This is a genomic window from Phaeodactylibacter xiamenensis, assembly GCF_000759025.1.
Lineage (GTDB): Bacteria > Bacteroidota > Bacteroidia > Chitinophagales > Saprospiraceae > Phaeodactylibacter > Phaeodactylibacter xiamenensis.
Window position 1 is genome coordinate 43418 of sequence record NZ_JPOS01000019.1, and the last position, 18932, is coordinate 62349.

20 protein-coding genes and 1 tRNA gene are annotated in these 18932 nt (G+C 51.9%); 11 read left to right on the forward strand and 10 right to left on the reverse strand.

The genetic code is table 11. From position 1 onward, the window contains the following. The first annotated feature begins 25 nt into the window (after positions 1-25). From IX84_RS08690 to IX84_RS08700, 3 genes are all read left to right on the forward strand, one after another. A complete protein-coding gene (locus tag IX84_RS08690; RefSeq protein ID WP_152604971.1) occupies positions 26-2257 on the forward strand; it encodes a DUF4838 domain-containing protein in 2232 nt (743 codons plus the stop codon). 242 nt (positions 2258-2499) lie between these two features. After that, on the forward strand, positions 2500-3048 hold the full coding sequence (locus IX84_RS08695) for a hypothetical protein (RefSeq protein ID WP_044218913.1): 549 nt from the start codon (positions 2500-2502) through the stop codon (positions 3046-3048). A gap of 3 nt (positions 3049-3051) precedes the next feature. Further along, on the forward strand, positions 3052-4260 hold the full coding sequence (locus tag IX84_RS08700) for a flavin monoamine oxidase family protein (RefSeq protein ID WP_052515883.1): 1209 nt from the start codon (positions 3052-3054) through the stop codon (positions 4258-4260). Positions 4261-4344: 84 nt separating this feature from the next. On the opposite strand, the gene IX84_RS08705 is transcribed toward IX84_RS08700, so the two are convergent. The 3 genes from IX84_RS08705 to IX84_RS08715 all read right to left on the reverse strand — a co-directional run bounded on the left by IX84_RS08705 (position 4345) and on the right by IX84_RS08715 (position 6317). Beyond that, positions 4345-4418 (reverse strand) — tRNA-Ile (locus IX84_RS08705). Positions 4419-4529: 111 nt separating this feature from the next. Continuing rightward, positions 4530-5345, reverse strand: coding sequence for a mechanosensitive ion channel family protein (locus IX84_RS08710; RefSeq protein WP_044218917.1), 816 nt, complete (start codon positions 5343-5345; stop codon positions 4530-4532). Positions 5346-5504: 159 nt separating this feature from the next. Then, the gene (locus IX84_RS08715) at positions 5505-6317 is read right to left on the reverse strand and encodes a mechanosensitive ion channel family protein (protein ID WP_044218919.1); all 813 of its coding nucleotides are present in this window, start codon (positions 6315-6317) and stop codon (positions 5505-5507) included. 103 nt (positions 6318-6420) lie between these two features. Here IX84_RS08715 and IX84_RS08720 point away from each other — a divergent pair, with 103 nt between their 5' ends. Beyond that, the gene (locus tag IX84_RS08720) at positions 6421-6897 is read left to right on the forward strand and encodes a regulatory protein RecX (RefSeq protein ID WP_052515884.1); all 477 of its coding nucleotides are present in this window, start codon (positions 6421-6423) and stop codon (positions 6895-6897) included. 134 nt (positions 6898-7031) lie between these two features. Continuing rightward, a complete protein-coding gene (locus tag IX84_RS08725; protein WP_044218924.1) occupies positions 7032-7247 on the forward strand; it encodes a hypothetical protein in 216 nt (71 codons plus the stop codon). 44 nt (positions 7248-7291) lie between these two features. Here IX84_RS08725 and IX84_RS08730 read toward each other — a convergent pair whose 3' ends face one another. Next, positions 7292-8833 (reverse strand): hypothetical protein, encoded by a 1542-nt coding sequence (locus tag IX84_RS08730; RefSeq protein WP_044218925.1) that lies wholly within the window; start codon positions 8831-8833, stop codon positions 7292-7294. Between the two features lie 209 nt (positions 8834-9042). On the opposite strand from IX84_RS08730, the gene IX84_RS08735 reads away from it, so the two are divergent. Together IX84_RS08735 and IX84_RS08740 are read left to right on the forward strand one after the other, a co-directional pair. Beyond that, a complete protein-coding gene (locus IX84_RS08735) occupies positions 9043-9462 on the forward strand; it encodes a LytR/AlgR family response regulator transcription factor (RefSeq protein WP_052515885.1) in 420 nt (139 codons plus the stop codon). A 30-nt stretch (positions 9463-9492) separates the two neighbouring features. Further along, positions 9493-10614 (forward strand): glycosyltransferase family 4 protein, encoded by a 1122-nt coding sequence (locus IX84_RS08740; RefSeq protein ID WP_044218927.1) that lies wholly within the window; start codon positions 9493-9495, stop codon positions 10612-10614. Here the strand turns inward: IX84_RS08740 and IX84_RS08745 are convergent. Beyond that, positions 10602-11762 (reverse strand): prolipoprotein diacylglyceryl transferase, encoded by a 1161-nt coding sequence (locus tag IX84_RS08745; protein ID WP_044218930.1) that lies wholly within the window; start codon positions 11760-11762, stop codon positions 10602-10604. The two genes, IX84_RS08740 and IX84_RS08745, sit on opposite strands and share 13 nt — an antisense overlap. Before the next feature lie 42 nt (positions 11763-11804). Then, a complete protein-coding gene (mtaB, locus tag IX84_RS08750; protein ID WP_044218932.1) occupies positions 11805-13154 on the reverse strand; it encodes a tRNA (N(6)-L-threonylcarbamoyladenosine(37)-C(2))-methylthiotransferase MtaB in 1350 nt (449 codons plus the stop codon). Between the two features lie 194 nt (positions 13155-13348). Between mtaB and IX84_RS08755 the strand changes: the two genes are divergently transcribed. Further along, a complete protein-coding gene (locus IX84_RS08755) occupies positions 13349-14452 on the forward strand; it encodes a ferredoxin--NADP reductase (RefSeq protein WP_044218934.1) in 1104 nt (367 codons plus the stop codon). Positions 14453-14530: 78 nt separating this feature from the next. Next, a complete protein-coding gene (locus IX84_RS30845; protein WP_052515886.1) occupies positions 14531-15328 on the forward strand; it encodes a TIR domain-containing protein in 798 nt (265 codons plus the stop codon). Between the two features lie 15 nt (positions 15329-15343). Here IX84_RS30845 and IX84_RS08765 read toward each other — a convergent pair whose 3' ends face one another. After that, entirely contained in the window at positions 15344-15916 is a 573-nt protein-coding gene (locus IX84_RS08765; RefSeq protein WP_044218936.1) for a hypothetical protein, read from the reverse strand. A 114-nt stretch (positions 15917-16030) separates the two neighbouring features. After that, positions 16031-16630 (reverse strand): outer membrane beta-barrel protein, encoded by a 600-nt coding sequence (locus IX84_RS08770; RefSeq protein WP_160213699.1) that lies wholly within the window; start codon positions 16628-16630, stop codon positions 16031-16033. Positions 16631-16781: 151 nt separating this feature from the next. Here IX84_RS08770 and IX84_RS33305 point away from each other — a divergent pair, with 151 nt between their 5' ends. Both IX84_RS33305 and IX84_RS08775 read left to right on the forward strand, forming a co-directional pair. Beyond that, positions 16782-16928 carry a hypothetical protein gene (locus IX84_RS33305; RefSeq protein WP_160213700.1) on the forward strand — a complete coding sequence of 49 codons (147 nt, stop codon included), beginning with the start codon at positions 16782-16784 and terminating at the stop codon, positions 16926-16928. Positions 16929-16971: 43 nt separating this feature from the next. Beyond that, complete coding sequence (locus tag IX84_RS08775; RefSeq protein WP_044218941.1) at positions 16972-17259, forward strand: hypothetical protein; 288 nt, start codon at positions 16972-16974, stop codon at positions 17257-17259. 43 nt (positions 17260-17302) lie between these two features. Here the strand turns inward: IX84_RS08775 and IX84_RS30850 are convergent, their stop codons facing one another. Both IX84_RS30850 and IX84_RS08785 read right to left on the reverse strand, forming a co-directional pair. After that, positions 17303-17812: a heavy-metal-associated domain-containing protein gene (locus tag IX84_RS30850; RefSeq protein WP_160213702.1), complete on the reverse strand. Its 510-nt coding sequence runs from the start codon at positions 17810-17812 to the stop codon at positions 17303-17305. A gap of 121 nt (positions 17813-17933) precedes the next feature. Beyond that, on the reverse strand, positions 17934-18842 hold the full coding sequence (locus IX84_RS08785) for an ROK family protein (protein ID WP_044218944.1): 909 nt from the start codon (positions 18840-18842) through the stop codon (positions 17934-17936). Positions 18843-18932: the final 90 nt, after the last annotated feature.

The window sequence follows — 18932 nt, forward strand, 5'->3', positions numbered from 1 at the left end:
TCAAGTAAAGGTTTAAATGGCTGTTATGGACAGGATAATTCGTTTTTGGTGGGTTGGGCTGTGCCTCTTCCCTGCTTTGAGCGGGGCACAGGTGCAATTGGTGAAGCATGGACAGCCGAAGGGCCGTATCGTTATTGATCAAACCATTGCCGTCGACTCTCTGGCTGCGGCACTGTTGCAACGGTTTGTTGGTGAGATGAGTGGGGCAGAACTGCCCGTTCAGGACTTTCGAGATGCTTTAGGAGCCCGCCCCGGTGATGTGTTGATTGGCGCATTCCAGTTGGATAGCTGGAGCAATCCGCCCGCTGTGATGGACAGCCTGGTGGACGATGGCTTTTTGATCCATACCAGAGACGGCTACCTGCGTCTGCTCAGCGGCGGTGGCAACGGAAGCATATACGCGGCAGTCACCCTGCTGGACGATTACCTGGGGATGGACTACTATGCGAAAGAGACCTACACCTTATCCCGACAGGCGGATATCCATCTGCCAGCGATGAGCCTGGAGGACCACCCTGCCTTTACTTACCGTCAGACCTTCAGCTACGGGCTGGAAGACCCTGTTTACAAATACTGGTTCCGTCTGGAAGCACCGGGCGAAGCCTTCGCCGGCAATCTGTGGGTACACACCTTTGACCGGCTCTTGCCATCGGATCAGTTTGGCGAAAGCCACCCCGAGTTCTACTCCCTGATCAAGGGCAAACGGCAGCCCGGCAAGGCTAGTCAGTGGTGCCTGACCAACAGCGAGGTATTGGATCGCGTAACGCATCAGCTGGACTCGATTTTCGAAGCCCATCCGGAGCACGATATCATTTCTGTAAGCCAGAACGACGGTAACTTCACCTATTGTACCTGTGATAATTGTGCAGCGATAGACGAGCGGGAGGGCAGCCCAAGCGGTACGCTCATCCACTTTGTCAATCAGCTGGCGGACCGATTCCCCGACAAGACCATTTCCACGCTGGCCTACCTTTATAGCATGCATCCGCCCAGGTACCTCAAGCCCCGTTCGAATGTCAACATCATGCTGTGCAGCATAGATGCCAAGAGGGAAGTGCCACTGACCGATAATGCCACAGGGCAGGATTTTGTGAAAGCCCTTAAAGGCTGGGCGGAGATTTCCGATAATATTTTCGTCTGGGACTACGGGATCAATTTTGATAATTTGGTAGCTCCCTTTCCCAATTTTCACGTATTGCAGCCCAACATGGAGCTATTTCACCAGCACAATGTCCGCATGCACTTTGCGCAGGTTGGGGGCAAGCGGGGAGAAGACTTTTCGGAGCTGCGGGCCTACATGCTCTCACGCCTGCTCTGGAACCCCTATCAAAATGCGGATAGCCTGATGCTGGAATTTATGAAAGGCTATTACGGGGCGGCCGCGCCTCATTTGTACCAATATCAGAAGATGCTGGAGGCGGCGCTGCTGTCTAATGAGATTCCGCTCTGGATTTATGACACGCCGGTTTCGCATAAAGATGGTATGTTGCGTCCCCGCCTCCGCTCCCGTTATAATAAACTTTTTGACCAGGCAGAACGGGCAGTTGAAGATCACCCTGAATTGTTACGCAGGGTGAGGCGTTCCCGCCTGCCGCTGCAGTACGCTGAGCTCGAGATTGCCCGCACGATGCCTGAACGTGACCCAGTCCGCCTGAACGTTATGCTCGATACCTTTGCCGCCCGCACCGCCCGTTACGGGGTAAAGACCTTAAACGAGCGTAATAACGCCCCGGGTGACTACTGCCGACTTTACCGGGAGCGCTACCTGCGGAAACCGGAGGGCAACCTTGCAGCAGGTGCAAAAGTTATCTGGGAAGCGCCACCCTCTCCCGGGTACCTGGAAGGTGCCGCCGAAGCCCTAACCGATGAGCTCTACGGCGGGACGACCTTTGGCGATAGCTGGATCGGCTGGGAAGGCAGGGATGGCAGCTTTATTGTAGACCTGGGTGAGGTGCAACCGGTACAGTCCGTGGAAACTGACTTCCTGCATCAGCTCGGAGCCTGGATTTTATTGCCAAAAAGTGTCACCTATACCGTCTCAGAAGATGGGGCCGCCTATGAGGCATTTGGCAAAGAGATATTGCCTGAAGACCGGTCCCGGGAAGTCAAGTTTGTGGGCGTAAAGTCAGAGCAGCCGGCGCCCGTTTCCGCCCGCTACATCAGGGTAGAGATAGAAGGCGTAAAGGTTTGCCCCTCCTGGCACTACGGGGTGGGGTATCCCGCCTGGTTTTTTGTGGATGAGGTGGTGGTGCGCTAGTCGTTGTCGGGGACGGGTAATCAGCATGGACCCCAAAGAAAATTACGGGCAGGTATACATCAGAACCGATAAGATTGACGAATTTTATGCGTTCTTGCTGGAGCGGCAGATCTTGATCCATCCAAACGGGCAGTTGGACACCGTTGTGAATCGGGGGAGCTGAAGGTCTGGCGTTGGTCTGGCGGAGTAAATTCGGAGGCACTTTAAACGTCTTCCAGGCTACCGTCTAATATCCGGATTTTATGCAAGCGAGGTACTTTTTACTATTGATGATTCTGGCAGGCACTACGTTACAGGCACAAGAGCAGCCACCTGAACTCCACATTGGTTACTTTGCGCCTTTTGGGGTCCAAATAGGCGGCAGCGTTGCTTATACGGATGTACTAAAGCAGCAAATTGGGGCACATCAATGGTGGTGGCGGGCACAGGCAGGCTATTTTGCCCAACCCAATGTTTCTGATGCAGTGTTTTTGCACCCGGAGGTTGAGTACCGCCGCTGCCGGCCGGGGCAATACTTTTATGCTTCTTCTTCCATTGGTAGCAGCCTGGCCTACACACTTAGTAAGCAGGAAGGCACTCTAAACCTCGCCAGCGGCACCATCGATTACCAAAAGGAAGGCAGCTTGTACATTATACCACGCATCAGCCTGGGTATAGGGGTAGCTCCCCGGAAGAGATTGGGCGGTTATCTTCGTGCAAGTTACGGACAGCAGCTGGGAGGCGATAACGGCAAACAGGCTTTCTTCAGTGCAGCTGCAGGCCTGGCAATTAGCATGCATTCAAAACCATAACCTATGACCCGTAAAGCATTTATCGAAAAAGCCCTCAAAGCAGGTATTGGGCTGCCTTTCTTTTCCTCGCTTTTACTTGAATCCTGCAACCGCTACGATTTAGACCTCCCCGACCTGCACGGAGCCTTCGAAGGCAAAGTCATTATTGTTGGTGCAGGCGCTGCCGGCCTGGCTGCCGGGCACCTTCTCCAGCGGTACGATGTTGATTTTGAGATCATTGAAGCGGCTCCGGTTTGGGGCGGGAGGATGAAAAAAACAACAGACTTTGCTGATTTTCCTATCGACCTTGGCGCAGAATGGATTCATACCCACCCTGCTATCCTGTCGGATATACTCAGCAGCCCTGATATTAATGCGGACATCGACATCATCGTCTACAACCCGCAAACCACCCAAACCTGGAATAACGGCCGGCTCCGGGACCATAACTACATCAGCAAGTTGTATTCTGAATGGAAATTTAAGCATACTACCTGGTTTGGATTTTTTGAGGAGTATATCGTGCCTGGTATTGAAGACCGCATCACCCTCAATACTCCGGTTGTGGAAGTCGACTACTCCATGGGTAAAGTACAGCTCAAAACAGAGACCGGGCAGGTATTGGAAGCCGATAAAGTGCTGCTCACCGTACCCCTTAAAATATTACAAAGTGAGCATATTGCTTTTGTGCCGATGCTGCCAAAGGCCAAGACTGACGCGATCGGGCAGGTGAGCGTTGGCGATGGGATTAAAATTTTTGTAGAATTTCAAGACCGCTTTTACCCCGATATGCTTTCCTTCGGCCCCATACTGAAAGCGTTCCGGGAAGAGGAGAAATTCGTGTACAACGCCGCCTTTGGAAAAGAATCGTCCCGCCATATCCTCGGGCTCTTTGCCATCAATGAAAAAGCAACAGCCTACACCCAACTCGGTACGGATGCTGCTATCATAGAACAGTTCCTGGCAGAGCTCGATGAGATATTTGAAGGTCAGGCCTCAGCCAGTTATGTACAGCACGTTATTCAGAACTGGTCAGCAGAGCCTTACATTCAGGGAGCCTACTCCTATGATTTTGAAGACAGGCAGTGGCGGGTAGTCGAGGCTATTCAGGAACCGGTGGCTGACCGCCTGTTCTTCGCGGGCGAAGCGCTATCCATTGACCATCAGGCGACGGTGCATGGCGCCTGTGCGTCTGCTTTTGATGCGGTGGCTCGTATGTTGAAGGAAAGCTGATGGTTTTGGCTGCAAAGAAATAGACATACGTGTGTAGCAGAGAGCGTTAAATAAAAGGGAGCAGCAAATTGCTGCCCCCTCTTGTGGTCCCACTTGGGCTCGAACCAAGGACCTACTGATTATGAGTCAGTTGCTCTAACCAGCTGAGCTATGGGACCTGCAGTTTTTGTACACGCAGCGCAAAAATACATATTCTGTAGCTGGGAGGCAAGCATTTTTTTAATCAGGGTAGTTGCGGCGCTGCGACTACCCTGATTTTGTGCTGCCAGTTACTCCCCTTTGTCTAAATGTACATCCATTTGTGGGTATGGTATGCCGATGTCGTTGGCGTCAAACTCTTTTTTGATGCGCTCAAAGAAGACCTTATAGGCTGGCCAGAAATGCTCATTCTTAGCCATGAAGCGTACGGCGAAGTTCACAGAGCTGTCGGCCAGCTCTTTGACAAAGATATCGTAGCCGGCATCAAGGTCCACACTAGGCAGGCCTTTCACGATTTCCTCAATGAGTGCCTTAGCCTTATCAATATCATCATCGTAACCAATACCTACAGTGAGGTCGTGCCGGCGCATGCCCTGAGCGGTATAGTTCTGAATCGCATTGCTGGTAATCTGCCCGTTGGGCACAATAATCAGCCGGTTGTCCAATGCAACGAGCACCGTATGGAAGATGAAAATATCGGTTACCGTGCCGGCATGGCCATTGACTTCCACAAAGTCGCCTACCTTGAAAAACTTGAAAACCAGTATAAGCACTCCGCTGGCGAAGTTGGCGAGGTTGCCCTGAAGCGCAAGGCCAATGGCAAATGCCATGGCGCTGAAAATAGCGACAAAGGACGTGACTTCAATGCCAAACATGGAAGCAACGCTAAGCAGCAAAAGTACCTTTAGGCCTATGCCCACCAATGAACCCAGGAAATCGCGTACGGACTCTTCTTCGATATGGCGGTCCATTGCTTTTTTGACCAGCTTAGTGATCCTGCCAATGACCCAAAAGCCAATGATGAGTGTGAGAATAGCCCCGATAACCTGCATAGCGTACTGTGCAATGAAGCCTTGAATCTGTTCCAGAATTTCGTTCAAATCCATGATTTGATTTAAGTTTTGGATTGTTAATAGTGTTGGTTCGCGCTAAAGAATAGGCAAAAAATTAGTTTTTTCAATAAGATACGGCTGAAAACATCAGAACGGTTCTCAGCCGCATCTTGTTCGGCAGCACTCGCTTACACGAATTCGGCCCGTATTGCACTACTTGTCCAGGTGCACATCCATCTGAGGAAATGGAATGCTGACGCCGGAACGGTCAAACTCCTTCTTTACATTTTCCTGCATGTAAAAATAGGTGTCCCAGTAGTGCTCGCTCTTGATCCAGGGGCGTACCAGGAAGTTCACAGAGCTATCGCCCAGCGAAGAGACCTTGATGAGGGTTTCGGGTGTACCCAAAACATATGGGCAGGCATCTGAGACACGCTTGATCGCCTCCCGGGCTTTGTCGATGTCGTCTCCATAACTAATGCCGAAGGTCATATCCACACCCATTTCTCCCTGCCCTGAAATATTAGTGATTACATTGCTGGTCACTACACTGTTGGGTATGATGATGCGCTTGTTATCCAGGGTTTGCAAAACGGTGTTGAAGACCTGAATACCCACTACTGTGCCGGTTTGTCCGCCACCAATTTCAACCAGGTCTCCAACCTTGTACGGTTTGAAAATCAAAAGCAGCACCCCACTGGCAAAGTGGCCCAGGCTGCCTTGCAATGCCATGCCAATTGCAAAGGCGAGGGCACCAAACAGGGCGACAAAAGAAGTGGTTTCGATGCCAAACATGCTGGCAACACTAAGGAGCAGGAGTACCTTCAGGCCCACGCTGACCAGCGAAGTCAGAAAGGGGCGGATGGTTGGGTCAAAGCCCCGCTTTTCCATGCTCCGCTTGAGAACATCGGTGATTTTTCCTATAATCCAAAAGCCAATAACCAAAGTCAGGATGGCACCCGCAACTTTGGGCAAATAAGTAGTCACCAGCGTGCCTAGTGCTTCAAAATCTAGTAATTGTTCCATGTTGATTGTAGTTTTGTTTTGGTTGTGTTGTTTTTCAGACGGATTTTCATCAGAAAGTTACACATATAAGTAAAATGGCAGTACCAAAAGCAATGTGAAAAATATGCCGAAATGGTATTCCAAGGAGGAGGCTTTACAAAAATTGCAGCGCTATTGTGCTTATCAGGACCGCTGCCATCAGGAAGTGCGTCAGCAACTTCGGGATATGAACGTATACCCGGACTGGCAGGAGGAGATCATCGTGGCGCTTATTGAAGAGAACTTTCTGAACGAGGAGCGCTTTGCCTGCAGCTATGTCAGGGGTAAATTCCGAATGAAGCAGTGGGGGCGGGTCCGTATCAAACAGGAATTGCGCCGCCGGGATATCTCGGATTATTGTATCCGCAAGGGCATGGCAGAAATTGAGGAGCCAGCCTATCGGGAGACGCTCAGAGGCCTGATTGTGAAAAAGGGGGACCGAACGGAAGCAGACAACCTTTGGGGCTTCCGGAATAAAGTAGCGCGATTTGTAATCGACAAGGGGTATGAACCGGCTTTGGTATGGGCAGCGGTCAAAGATATTTACCCGGATGACACTTGAAAACTAGTGTTAGGATGCTGACTTTTTGCGATTTTTGGTTTGAAGGCGAGGTATTTAAAGCCTTATATTTATCTTGGACAGAAAAGACTTCAAAGACAACATCATATCTTTTGTCCATATAAAACAGGGAAATCATGAAAAAACGTCAACACAAAATCGACAAATTCGAATCTGCCCGCCTGTCTGAGAAGGCCTGCCTGAAAGCTAAGGGAGGGCATAAATACAGCCCCACCGGTGCCGGATTCCAGGGTACTTTCATTTGGGAAACCGTAGATGTCAGAGGCCTTATGGGGCAGGATCATGAGTCAGAAAAAGGCAGGAATACCGCCTTCAGCCAAATTGGCGGATAAACGGGCATCCATTCAGCCTCCGAGCGGAGTAAGGAGCACAGCTGCTAACGGCTGCGTTCCTTAAACTTCCGTCTGATCATTTCGCCGTAAGATTTTCCTTCCAGCTTTCCTTCCAGCCAGGCCATCATGTCAAAAGCACGCACAAAAAAGCTTTTGGCTCTCTCGGTTTGTGGCAATTGCTCAAATGCTCCTTTGAGACTTTCATAAGCGACCTTGAGTTCATGTTTTGATGGCGATCCGGCTGCTTTCCTGATGAAACTAATGATCTCCCGTTCCACATCATGCAGTTGTTCCCGCTTCTTCAGGTAGCGGTAGGTACTCCGGATCAGGGAATCCAGCAGCACGTAATTACCGAGCTCAAAATGCACGATGAGGTTGAGGATACGGGCGGTGCCCTGTAATTCCTGCCGCTCAACAGTAGTACTCAGGTTGAGCCAGTCGTTGAGGTAGGAAAGCGCGTCATCGTAGGCTTCCGCACCAAAGGAGATATGGAAGTAATAGTAGTAGAAGGTATTGGTCTCGAACAAGTCATTATCAAAATGGCTACGCTCTCTGAGGTGGGTCTGCAGAGCAGAGAGCCCCTCTTTAAAGTCGCCTTTGGCAATACACAGCGAGAATTTGTTTTGGTAATACTGCCGGTGGATTTTCAGCTCATCGTCCTGGCTCAGCGGCTTGACCTGCCGGAGCTTTTCAAGGTAAACCTCTAATGCCTCATAATCACCCACCCGGCCACAGCCCATGATGAGGTTGCTAAGCGCGGAAATATACTCCGACACATCTTCATTGAGAAAATGCGGTTTGGACTCCATCAGCTCAATGAGCTGCTCGCTACTGGATTTAAAGGCGAGCAAGTCGCCTGTTGCCAGCTGATAGATACTGAGCGTGCGGTAGTAGTAAATCTGCGCCTGATGGGCATCGCTTTCCGGCGGCTGTTGCAAAAGTGGCGTATCCACAATATCAGCCAGTCGCTTGCGGAACTCCGGGCCCGTCAGAGAGGCATCCTTCCGCAGGCTGACGAGCAGTCGGAAAAACAAGTTGCGGTAGGCCGAGATACTGGTGAGCTGCTGCTGCAAATGCTGCTCTTCGGTTTCAATGCGGTCCAGGGCTTCATCCAGATAGTCTATATCGGATTTGGCGTAAGCCAGCTGCTTCTCCCAGCCCAGCATATCAATAAGTACTGTGAAGCGTTCGTACTTGTAAGCCAGTTTTCGGGCTTTACTGAGCAGGTCCTGGCAATCTGAAAAATGGGAACGGCGGAAAAGGACTTGCATGCTCTGAAGGTAGTGGCGCAGTTTATAGTCTACAGAAGTCTTTTCGTCGTAGCCCTGCAAGCTCTTAAGACAAAGGTCATAGAGGTACCCTTTCAGCTCGGAGTATTTCCGGCTTTGTACCGGCTTGCCCTGGTATACCTCATTTTTTAGTACTTCGTCATCAAATTCCTCCTGTGCTTCAATGGCGTCGAAAAGGCGCAGGTATTTACTGTCCTTATTCGCATGGCTGCCAACAAAAACCTTGAAGTACCGCTTTTCAGAGCCCGACATGGACTTGATCAGGTTAAAAAGCTTATTGGATGGGGTCTTGGGCATAGTTCTTGTCCTTTTGCAATATACTGGGGCTATATAACTCCTGCAAAGCCATTTTGGCTGCCTCCTGCCCAAAGGTATTTTAAATTCTGAAGCCTGACAATAAATCGAATGTGTATTGCGCAACAGCCCACCTTCGCCTAATTTGAGGTTATACATTTCCACACACAGGAGCATGGTAAAGCACGCCCGGTTCCTTAATTCAACGGTCTATGAAAATGGTAAGCTTAATACCCAAGTTTAATAACCTGCGCCCAATAGCACCCACTACAGCCTTTAATCTGCGCCGGGCAAAAATAGCCCTGCCTACACTTGAAGGCTACCTCTTCCGACCGGTAGCCAGCATTCTATACCTCCGCGCAGAAGGCAATTATACGATGATCCGGTTTGCGGACGGGTCGCAGGAATTGATTTGCAAAACCCTGAGCCATGTTCAGGGGATGCTGTCACAGTATCCGCAGTTTGTCAGGGTCCACCGTTCTTTCACCGTCAATATCGAGCGCATAGACCGCTACGTGCGCGGCAAGGGAGGGTTTGTCGTTATGGAGTGCGGTACGGAGATCAGTGTGGCCAACAGTAAAAAAACGCACCTGTCCACTGCCGTGGAACAGTACTTTGGTGCCCGGCTATAGCAAGAGGTTTCCTATCTTTGGCTGCTGAATATGAGAGTAGCCATCAATACCCGTTTTCTGCTGCCGGGCCGCATCGAGGGCATTGGGCGGTACACCTACGAAGTGGTGCGCCGGCTGTTGCGCGACCATCCGGAGCATGATTACCTCTTTTTCTTCGATCGTCCCTTCGACCCTGCCTTCACTTTTGGCGGTCAAGCCCGGGGTGTCGTACTGCCGCCTCCTGCCCGCCACCCTTTGCTTTGGTACCTTTGGTTTGAATGGGCCGTGCCTTATGCTTTGCGCAAGCACCGGGCGGACGTTTTTTTTTCTCCGGATGGCTACCTGTCGCTTCGGTCTGAGGTGCCTGCCCTGCTGACGGTCCATGATCTTGCCTTTGAGCATTTCACGGAGCACACGCCGGGGCTTGTGGGCCGGTACTACCGGCATTTTACCCCAAAGTTCTGTGCGCATGCTCAGCGCTTACTGTCCGTATCCGGCTACACGGCACAAGATATGCAGCAACGGTACGGTATTCCGGAATCCAAAATCGCGATCTGCGGGAATGCCTGCCGGGAAGGTTTCCGCCCGCTCACCGCAGCAGCGCGGGAAGCGGCCCGGAACAAATGGAGCGCCGGAAAGCCCTACTATCTTTACGTAGGCGCCATCCACCCCCGCAAAAATGTGCACCGGTTAATCACTGCATTTTCTGATTTTAAAGCCCAAACGCAAAGCCCGGCCCGATTGCTGATTGCCGGCCGTTTTGCCTGGCAGTCCGGCCCGGTGAAGTCGGCCTATGAAGCTTCCGCATTTCAGGAAGATATTGACTTATTGGGCTTTGTACCCGATAAAGATTTACCGGCATTAATGGGCGCTGCCAAAGGCTTTGTCTATCCCTCCCTGTTTGAGGGCTTCGGGTTGCCGCTGCTGGAAGCGATGGAAGCAGACATACCCGTCATCACGTCCAATGTCTCCTCTATGCCGGAGGTCGCCGGTCAGGCGGCATTGCTAATTGACCCCGGGAATACCACGGCGCTAGCCCGGGCTTTAATAGCGTTAGATGGGAATGCATCGCTACGGGCATCCCTGGTGGAGAAAGGCAGGCTGCAACGCCGGCAGTACAGCTGGGACCGCACCGCAGCAATAGTCTATGAAAACCTGGCTCAGCTCTTTTGATGCTTTCGCCAAATCCATACCGTGCCCCCCAGCCCGATCAGGAATAAAGTCACTGCAATAAACTGAGCCTGCGTCAGCCCCGTGCCCAAAAAGGAATACACCTCATTGATCCGCACTTTTTCAATGAAAAAGCGCTCCATGCCATTGAACAACAGGTAGATGAAAAAGAGCATGCCCGGATAGCCCCGGGTGATACCCCGCAGCCCGAATAGTATAGCGCCTATGGTGAATGCCATCAGGGATTCATACACAGGGGTAGGATAGACCGGTGGATCGAGTCGGGTACAGTAGATCATGTCGCAGCCTTCAATAGGTATGCCCCGCCTCAGTACATTGTGCGGATAGTCGTAGGCCCACAGCCAGTCGGGCAGGAACCACCATTCTGGCTGCGCCGCGGCATTTACAATACCCCAGTCGCCATCGCCGGAGAAGTGGCAGCCCAGCCGGCCTACACCGTAGGCAATGATCAGGGCCGGTGCCACTGCATCTAAAACATGCACTATGGGAATATTCTTTCGCCTCAGGTACAAGGCGACAAAGAGGAAGCCAAAAATCAGCCCTCCGTAGATTGCCAGCCCGCCACCGGACAGCAAGGTGCCCACGGGGTCGGCCAGCAGGGCCGGAATATCTTCAATCACCGCAAACACTTTAGCGCCCACAACTCCGGAGACCGCCGCAATAATGGTGATTTCGCTGATCCGGTCGTGGGGGTAAATATGCCGGATGGCCTGCTTAGGCTTGGGCAGGGCTTTGCGGTTGCCATTCCAGTAGCGGTAGGCGGCAAATGCAATGCCGAGCAACAGTCCGCCGGTCCAGCTACCTGCTGTCGAGAGCAGCACCTCTGCCGCGTCTGCCTTGAGGGCAGCAAAATTCTGATAGGCATAGATGCCCTTAAAGCCCAGGATGAAGCCCCAAATGCCGTTGGAGGCAATTTCCGTATTGGTGGGGGGCTTGCCAAGCTCAATTTTTTCCTTTTGGGGCTCAAACAGACCTTCCTTTGCCTTGCGCTTCAGCTCGTGATAAAGGATGAAGGCGGCAGAGATGATCGCCAGGACAAGCAGCAATCCAAAGGTTTTAAAAATGGATAGCCAGTTATCAGCCGGGGTGCCGAAGAGATCGTGGAACAGATAAGACAAGTCGGGGTACATCCGCTACGGAGTTGGTGCAGCCCAAAGGTAGGGCTTTGCCGCTTAATTTGCTACCGTTGCTGCTGACAGTGTGGCTTCCACCGCGCCTTCCTCATTGATATGGTGCAGATGTACAGGTGCCATGGTATTCAGCAGTTCCTCCTGTAGAGGCAGGCTGACGCGCACATAGTTGTCGGTAAAGCCGGACATCAGCCCGGTTTCCTTGCTTTGCTCAAAGAGCACTGTACGGTCGGTGCCGGTAAACTGCTCATAGAAGTACCGGCGCTTTTTATCGCTCAGGATGGTGAGCATTTTGTTGCGGCGGCGGCGTTCTTCCATATCCACATGATCGGTGCGCTCATAGGCTGGCGTGTTAGGCCGCTCGCTATAGGTGAACACATGCAGGTAGGAAATATCAAGCTCGTTCAGGAAGCGGTAGGTTTCCAGGAAGTCCTCTTCTGTCTCACCGGGGAAGCCCACGATCACGTCTACCCCAATACAGCAGTGTGGCATGAGGGCTTTGATTGTAGCCACGCGGTCGGCGTACAGTTCGCGCTTGTAGCGGCGGCGCATCTCGCGGAGCTGCTTGTTGTTGCCCGACTGCAACGGCATGTGGAAGTGGGGGACAAAGCGGTCGGACTGAGCGACAAACTCAATGACTTCATCGGTGCACAAATTGGGCTCAATGGAGGAAATGCGGAAACGGTCGATGCCTTCCACTTTATCGAGCTCGCGTATGAGATCGATGAACATTGCCTCCTTCTTGGGCCTTACGCCCTCAATCACCTCCGTTCCATTGCCAAAGTCGCCGATGTTGACGCCGGTGAGTACAATCTCCTTTACGCCCATTTCTGCGATGCGGTGGGCATTGGCGACAACACTTTCAACCGTATCGCTGCGGCTGCGCCCCCGTGCCAGCGGTATGGTGCAAAAGGTACATTTGTAATCGCACCCATCCTGCACTTTGAGGAAAGACCGGGTGCGGTCACCAAAAGAGAAAGCGTTGACAAATTCATTGGCTTCCTTGACTTCACCGGCGCGTACCATACCCTTGCCAGGTGCTTTGCTCAGCTCCTCCACATAGTCCAGGATACGGAACTTCTCCGCAGCGCCGAGGACCAGGTCCACGCCTTCGATTTCGGAAATTTCTTCCGGCTTAAGCTGTGCATAACAGCCGACCACCACCACTTTCGCTTCCGGGGAGTACTTCAGCGCCCGGCGTACAATCTGCCGGCATTTTTTATCTGCAAAGTCGGTCACGGAGCAGGTGTTGATCACGTAGATGTCAGCGCCGTCTTTAAAGCCCACTTCCGAATAGCCTGCCTCCTCGAACAAACGGCCGATAGAGGAGGTCTCCGAGTAGTTGAGCTTACAGCCCAGGGTATAAAATGCGACGCTGCGTGGTGTGGCCATGTTAACTGCTTGATAGTGTGTTTGGTAAAGCGCCGCGAAGTTAAGCATACTTATCCGGTTCGTCAAGCCGGTTTCAATTGAGGGATTGAACCGCAGCGCATTTATGGCGTTACCTGAGTCTTACTTTCGAACTAAGGCTTGGGCAAAGCGGCAATTTTAGCCTATTTTTGCCCCGCAAAATGAAATATAGAGATATGAGCAAGCAATTTTATGAGCTGCCGGTACGGGAAGTGCGCCCCGAAACAGAGGATGCCGTGACCCTTGTTTTTGAAGTGCCTGAAGACCTGCAGTCTGCTTTCAAGTATAAGCAGGGGCAGTACCTGACCCTCCGCTTCGACATCAACGGGCAGGAAGAGCGCCGCTCCTATTCTATGTGCAGCAGCCCCGTGGAGCAGGACCTTGCGGTGACGGTAAAGCGGGTGGAAAATGGTAAGGTGTCCACCCACATCAATCAGCAGATCAAGGCTGGAGACAAAATCTCTGTAATGCCTGCAGATGGGCGGTTCTACACCGAACTGGATGCCGATCAGCGCAAGGATTATTACCTCTTTGGTGCCGGTAGCGGCATCACTCCATTGATGTCCATTCTCAAAACGATATTGGAGGAGGAACCTCAGAGCACCGTCTACCTGCTATATGGCAACCGCAGCGAAGAGACCATTATCTTCAGGGACGCCCTGGATGGATTGCAGCGCAAGTACGAGGGGCAGCTATTCGTAGAGCACATTCTGAGCCAGCCCAAACGGGAAAAGGCGGGAGGCGCACTGGGCTTTCTCAAAAAGAGCAAAGTGGCCTGGGAAGGCCGTACCGGCCGTATAGACCCTGCTCAGGTGCAGTGGTTCCTCAGCAAGCATAAAAAGCGCAGCCAAACTGCTGAATACTTCATCTGTGGCCCTGGCGATATGATCGACACCGTCGAAGGAGCACTCCTCGGGCAGGGCATTGAAAGCAAGTCCATTCATACGGAGCGCTTTACCACCGGACAGCCTGCTGCTGATGGCACCAAGGCTGCTGGCGTGGATGGTGCAAAGGTCAAGGTACATCTCGATGGCTCGCAAATGGAAGTGACCGTAACATCCGGCAAGACCATCCTTGATACCTTGCTGGCTGAAAAGCTCGACCCCCCCTATTCCTGTACCTCCGGCGCCTGCTCTACCTGTATGGCGAAAGTACTGAAAGGCTCCGTTGAAATGGATGCTTGTTTCGCACTGGATGATGAGGAAGTGGCGGATGGCTTTATCCTGACTTGTCAGGCGCACCCTACTTCTGATGAAGTGGAAATCACCTATGACGTTTAACCTTTGGCAATCCGGGGTGATATTGGTAGCTTTGGACAATCGAATTTCTCCTGACCTTATTGCCAAAACGCCTGACCAATGAATCCCCAAGCTATTCTGGAGCAGATTGATCTGTTTAAAGACAGCGTTGCTACTGCGGCAGACAACCGGCAGCTGAGCCAACTCTCTGAACGGCTTACTGCTTTGCTCAACGCCCATTTTCCTGACGCTGCCGAAACACAGATTGCGATTTTGCTAACTGGCGAAATGCACGAGCTTCGGCACAGGGAGATGAAGGGAGTGATTTCTAACGCAGACCGTAGCCTGGCCCGCAATCAATGGGTGGATAAGTTTCTCAACCTGCTTGGGGACGCAAAAAACATGGTCGCCAATAACCAATCCGGGAAGCAATCAGATGCGGCAACTACTCCTGAGTCTACGCCCGCTCCGCTCAGGCTTTTCCTCTCTTACGCCGAAGCCGATCAGGACCTTAAAAATCGGCTCGATAATCACCTGACCGCACTCAAACGGGGGAATCTGATTGACTTGTGGAGTGATGAGCAGGTACTGGCTGGCCACGACTGGGGCGCAGAAACCAAACGCAATATTCAGGATGCTGATATTGTACTGCTGCTTGTAAGTGCAAGTTTCATAGCTTCGGAGCACATCTGGAAGTCGGAAGTGGAGAAAGCCCTGGCACGCCGGAGGGAGGGGGTAATTGTAGTGCCTGTAGCGCTTAAGCCTGTGGATTGGGAAGGGCTGCCTTTTGCCGGTCTTCAGGGGTTGCCCCGCTCTGGTAAGCCTGTTACGACCTATAATGACCTGGATTTAGGCCTGCTGGAGGTCGCAAAGGGGGTACGAGAGGTGGTCGAGTATGTGCACCGGCAAAAGGCGTAGCTTCAATACTTCAGATTAATTGCCCCACGATAAGCCAAACCGCAGCGCGATATTGACGAAAGGCGAGGAAAAATCACTGGAGCTGTACTCAGGGATGTCATCGTAGGTGACAAACCGGTAGCCGGCCTCCAAGCCTACCCGGAACCACTGCGTGGCGTTCAGTTCCACACCTGCCGAAGGCTTCAGCACATAGACGGGATCATCATCTATACCTTCCACTGTAGCTTTGCCGCCACCGGCAAATAATCCAAAACGGGGGTGCAATAAGCGTGTTGAGTTGGGGGCATAGGCTAGCTGCAGCCCATCGTAGTAGAGGTCAAGGCGACGGTTGTCGGGCCCTGTAACCGGTTCCTGCCGAAAGCTGTTGCGGGCATAGCCGATGTAGATGGAACGGCTGACTTCAATACCGATGCTGAAGCCCCGCCCATAGGCGTATTCTTCCTCAAAAAAGCTGTAGTTGTGGTCGATGCTGGCCCAAATGCCGGAAATCCGGATGTCTGAACTGTTGAAAAGGGTTTCCTCTTTTTGAGCAGACAGGCTTAGGGCAGCGAATAAAAAAAGCGTGGTAAGTAAGTGGGTGATTTTCATAATTCGTCGGTGTTTGATTTCTTCTTCAAATAAAAAGGAAAATCAGCCACCGTGCCCGTTTTTAACCACCTTTAACCTGCCTTAGCATTTAGTTAAGAAAGTCGATGGTTGAGTCTAAAACAAATAGCAGCCACGAATGGTAATATTGCGCCCGATCCAGGGCACAAGGGTCTGATCGTTGGCTTCCGCCAGTTCTTCACTGTAAGGAGAGTTGAGCCACCGGGACCAGCGGATGTCCATCACCCAGTTTTCAGTAAAGTAGAAAGAGCCCCCGAGGATTACAGAAAAGACATCCTGGGATATCGGGTGCCTTTCCGTACCATCCTCCCCCGTTACCTCTGTGACGGTGTAGTTGATGATATTGCCGTAGGAACCACCTGCAGTAAACTGTAGTTTCCAGTCGCGGAAATGCACCAGCACCGGTGCTTCCACCATATTGAATTGAATGTTTTCCACATCCAGCTCAGAGCTGGGGTTGTCAAATCTGCTTTGCCGGGCGCCCTGCTGAGAAAAGAGCAGCTCGATGCCTACCTTCCAGCGTTCAGAAAGGACGGCATCTGCTTTGATCCCTCCCTGAAACCCATACTTATAAAAGCCCAGCAGCTTGTCACCATCAACCTGAGAGAGATTCAGCCCTGCCACCACACCTGCCTCAAAGCGGCGCTCTGGTCCGCTATCCTGCGCCTGCAGGCTACAGAACAGACTAACTGCCACAAGGGTCAATAACAATTTTATAGGTCTCTTTTGCATAGCACTGATTGAGATTTAAGGCAAAGTTATCAATTGAACGCATTTTGCGCCACTATGGTCTAGTGAAGCCCGCTGTAACTTATGCCACTGCATTGCATTATTGTGTAAAACCCCTATGAAAACTATCCTGTTCGATGCCGTAGCGCTTTTGTTTTTGGTCCGGTTGCAGGCGCAAAACCTGGTGCTCAATCCGGGTTTCGAAACCTTGCAGTCTGCCAAATATCATAATGAATGCAGCTTTTCTCGCAAAACCGCCGGGTAGAGTGTGTGCTGAAATAGTTATTTTAGCGCCAAAGCCATCGTGTATGTTCAAGTATACCCGCCATAGCCTGAAAAAACTGGAGACGCTGTTCGAGGAAATAGACTTCACCATCCGTTATGAGAAAGGGAGCTTCACCTCGGGCTATGCCATTGTGGAAGACCGAAATATTATTGTGATCAACAAATTCTACGACGTGGAGGGGCGCATCAATGTGCTGCTGGATATCCTGGGGCAGACCGAAGTGCCTTTGGAGGCGCTGGGTGAGAAATCGCTCAAGCTGCACAAACAACTGGAGAAAAATGAGTTGATTGCGGATGAGGAGGAAGAGTGAATGTTGACTGCTCATTTAGGCAGCCAACATTCATACGTAAGGATTATCCCTTCGGACGGTCGTACTGACAGCAGGCGTGCAGGTTAGCATACACTTCATCCGGTGCACGGTGCGTGTCAGAGTCATAACCTGCTGCAGCTACTTTGGCTTTGATATCATCCTCTAATACCTTTTCTGCTTCGTAAGCTACAGACAGCATGCCCGACTTGACATCCCATTCCGCAGAGTGGATGCCTTCCAGGTCATTCAGAGCACCCTCAATCGTACGCTTGCACATGCCGCAGTTGCCGTAGATACGGATAGAAGCTGTAGTTACGTTGGCATCGCTGCTCACTTTTTTTGCATTGCTGCTGGCTGATTTGGCACAGGATTTCCCCTGCTCACCTTTAGCACAACAGGCTTTGGCTGCACTTGCTGTTTTGTCGCAGCTCGCTTTTTCAGCCTTGGTGCAGCTGGTCTTATCCTTGCTGCTGCAACATGCTTTAGCCGACTGTGCCTGCACAGACATGGAGCCCAAAAAGAGCAGAGCCAGCATCATCATTAATGGTTTCATGGTCATTTCTTGTTTCTTTCATGAATAAATCCGCCTAAAGATAAAGACTTTTGTCGTTTTTCTATCACTTGTGGGGCCAGCAGGTCATTGAGTTTGCCAAAAAACTTTTGTTGCGCCCGCGCTAAACCACCAGCATCGCCGCACCAAAAACGCCTGCGCTATCGCCCAGTTCCGGCGCCAGGAATTGGGTGTCAAGCCGGTGGTTAAAGACGTGCTTTTTGACCGATTCCACACCTTTTGTATATAGGTCAGGGATATTGCCGAGGCCACCGCCCAGTACGATCACATCCGGGTCGAGGGTATTGATGACGGAAGCCATGCCTTTACCGAAGAAATGGATGAGGCGGTCGAGGGTTGCCTTTGCATGCACATCGGTATCTACCCGTTCCAGGATGTTCTTGAGCTTATCCTTTTGGCCCGATTCGCTCTCGTAGAACCGCTGTAGTGCCGGCCCGGAAATAATAGTTTCCACGCATCCTGTCTGCCCGCAGTAGCACTCCCCCCCTGAGAAGTCAAGGAAGTTGTGGCCCCACTCCCCGGCTATGCCCTGCCGGCCGTTGCGTACCTGCCCGTTGATGACCAGGCCGCCGCCTACGCCTGTGCCCATGATGACGCCGAAGACGACCTGCGCGTCCGGGGCTTCCCGGGGCACTTTGCCCAGGCGCGCTTCTGCGACAGCAAAGCAATTGGCATCATTAGCCATTTGTACCGGCAGGCCGAGTGCCTTTTCCAAATCCTGCTTGAGGGGCTGCCCGTTGAGGGCGGTGGTGTTGGCATTCTTCATCAGTCCCGTGATGGGGTCGAGGGTGCCGGGGGTCCCAATACCGATGCGCTCCGGTTCTGCCCCGCTGTCTTCCCGCAGCAAGTCCACCACTTTGCCAATCTGTCCGATGATATGCTCATACCCTTTTTCCTTTTCGGTGGGAATGCGCAGGCGGGAGCGCACTTTCAGTGGTTGGATGCTTTCGATGATCGCACCTTCAATTTTGGTGCCGCCGAGGTCGATGCCCCAAAGGAGTTGGTTTTCCATGGATTCGTTTTGTTGTGCCGGACAAAATTAGGGTTTCGTGGGGATTATTGGGTGTTACCAGGGTAAAGATTTGAGGCACCAAATAAGCGG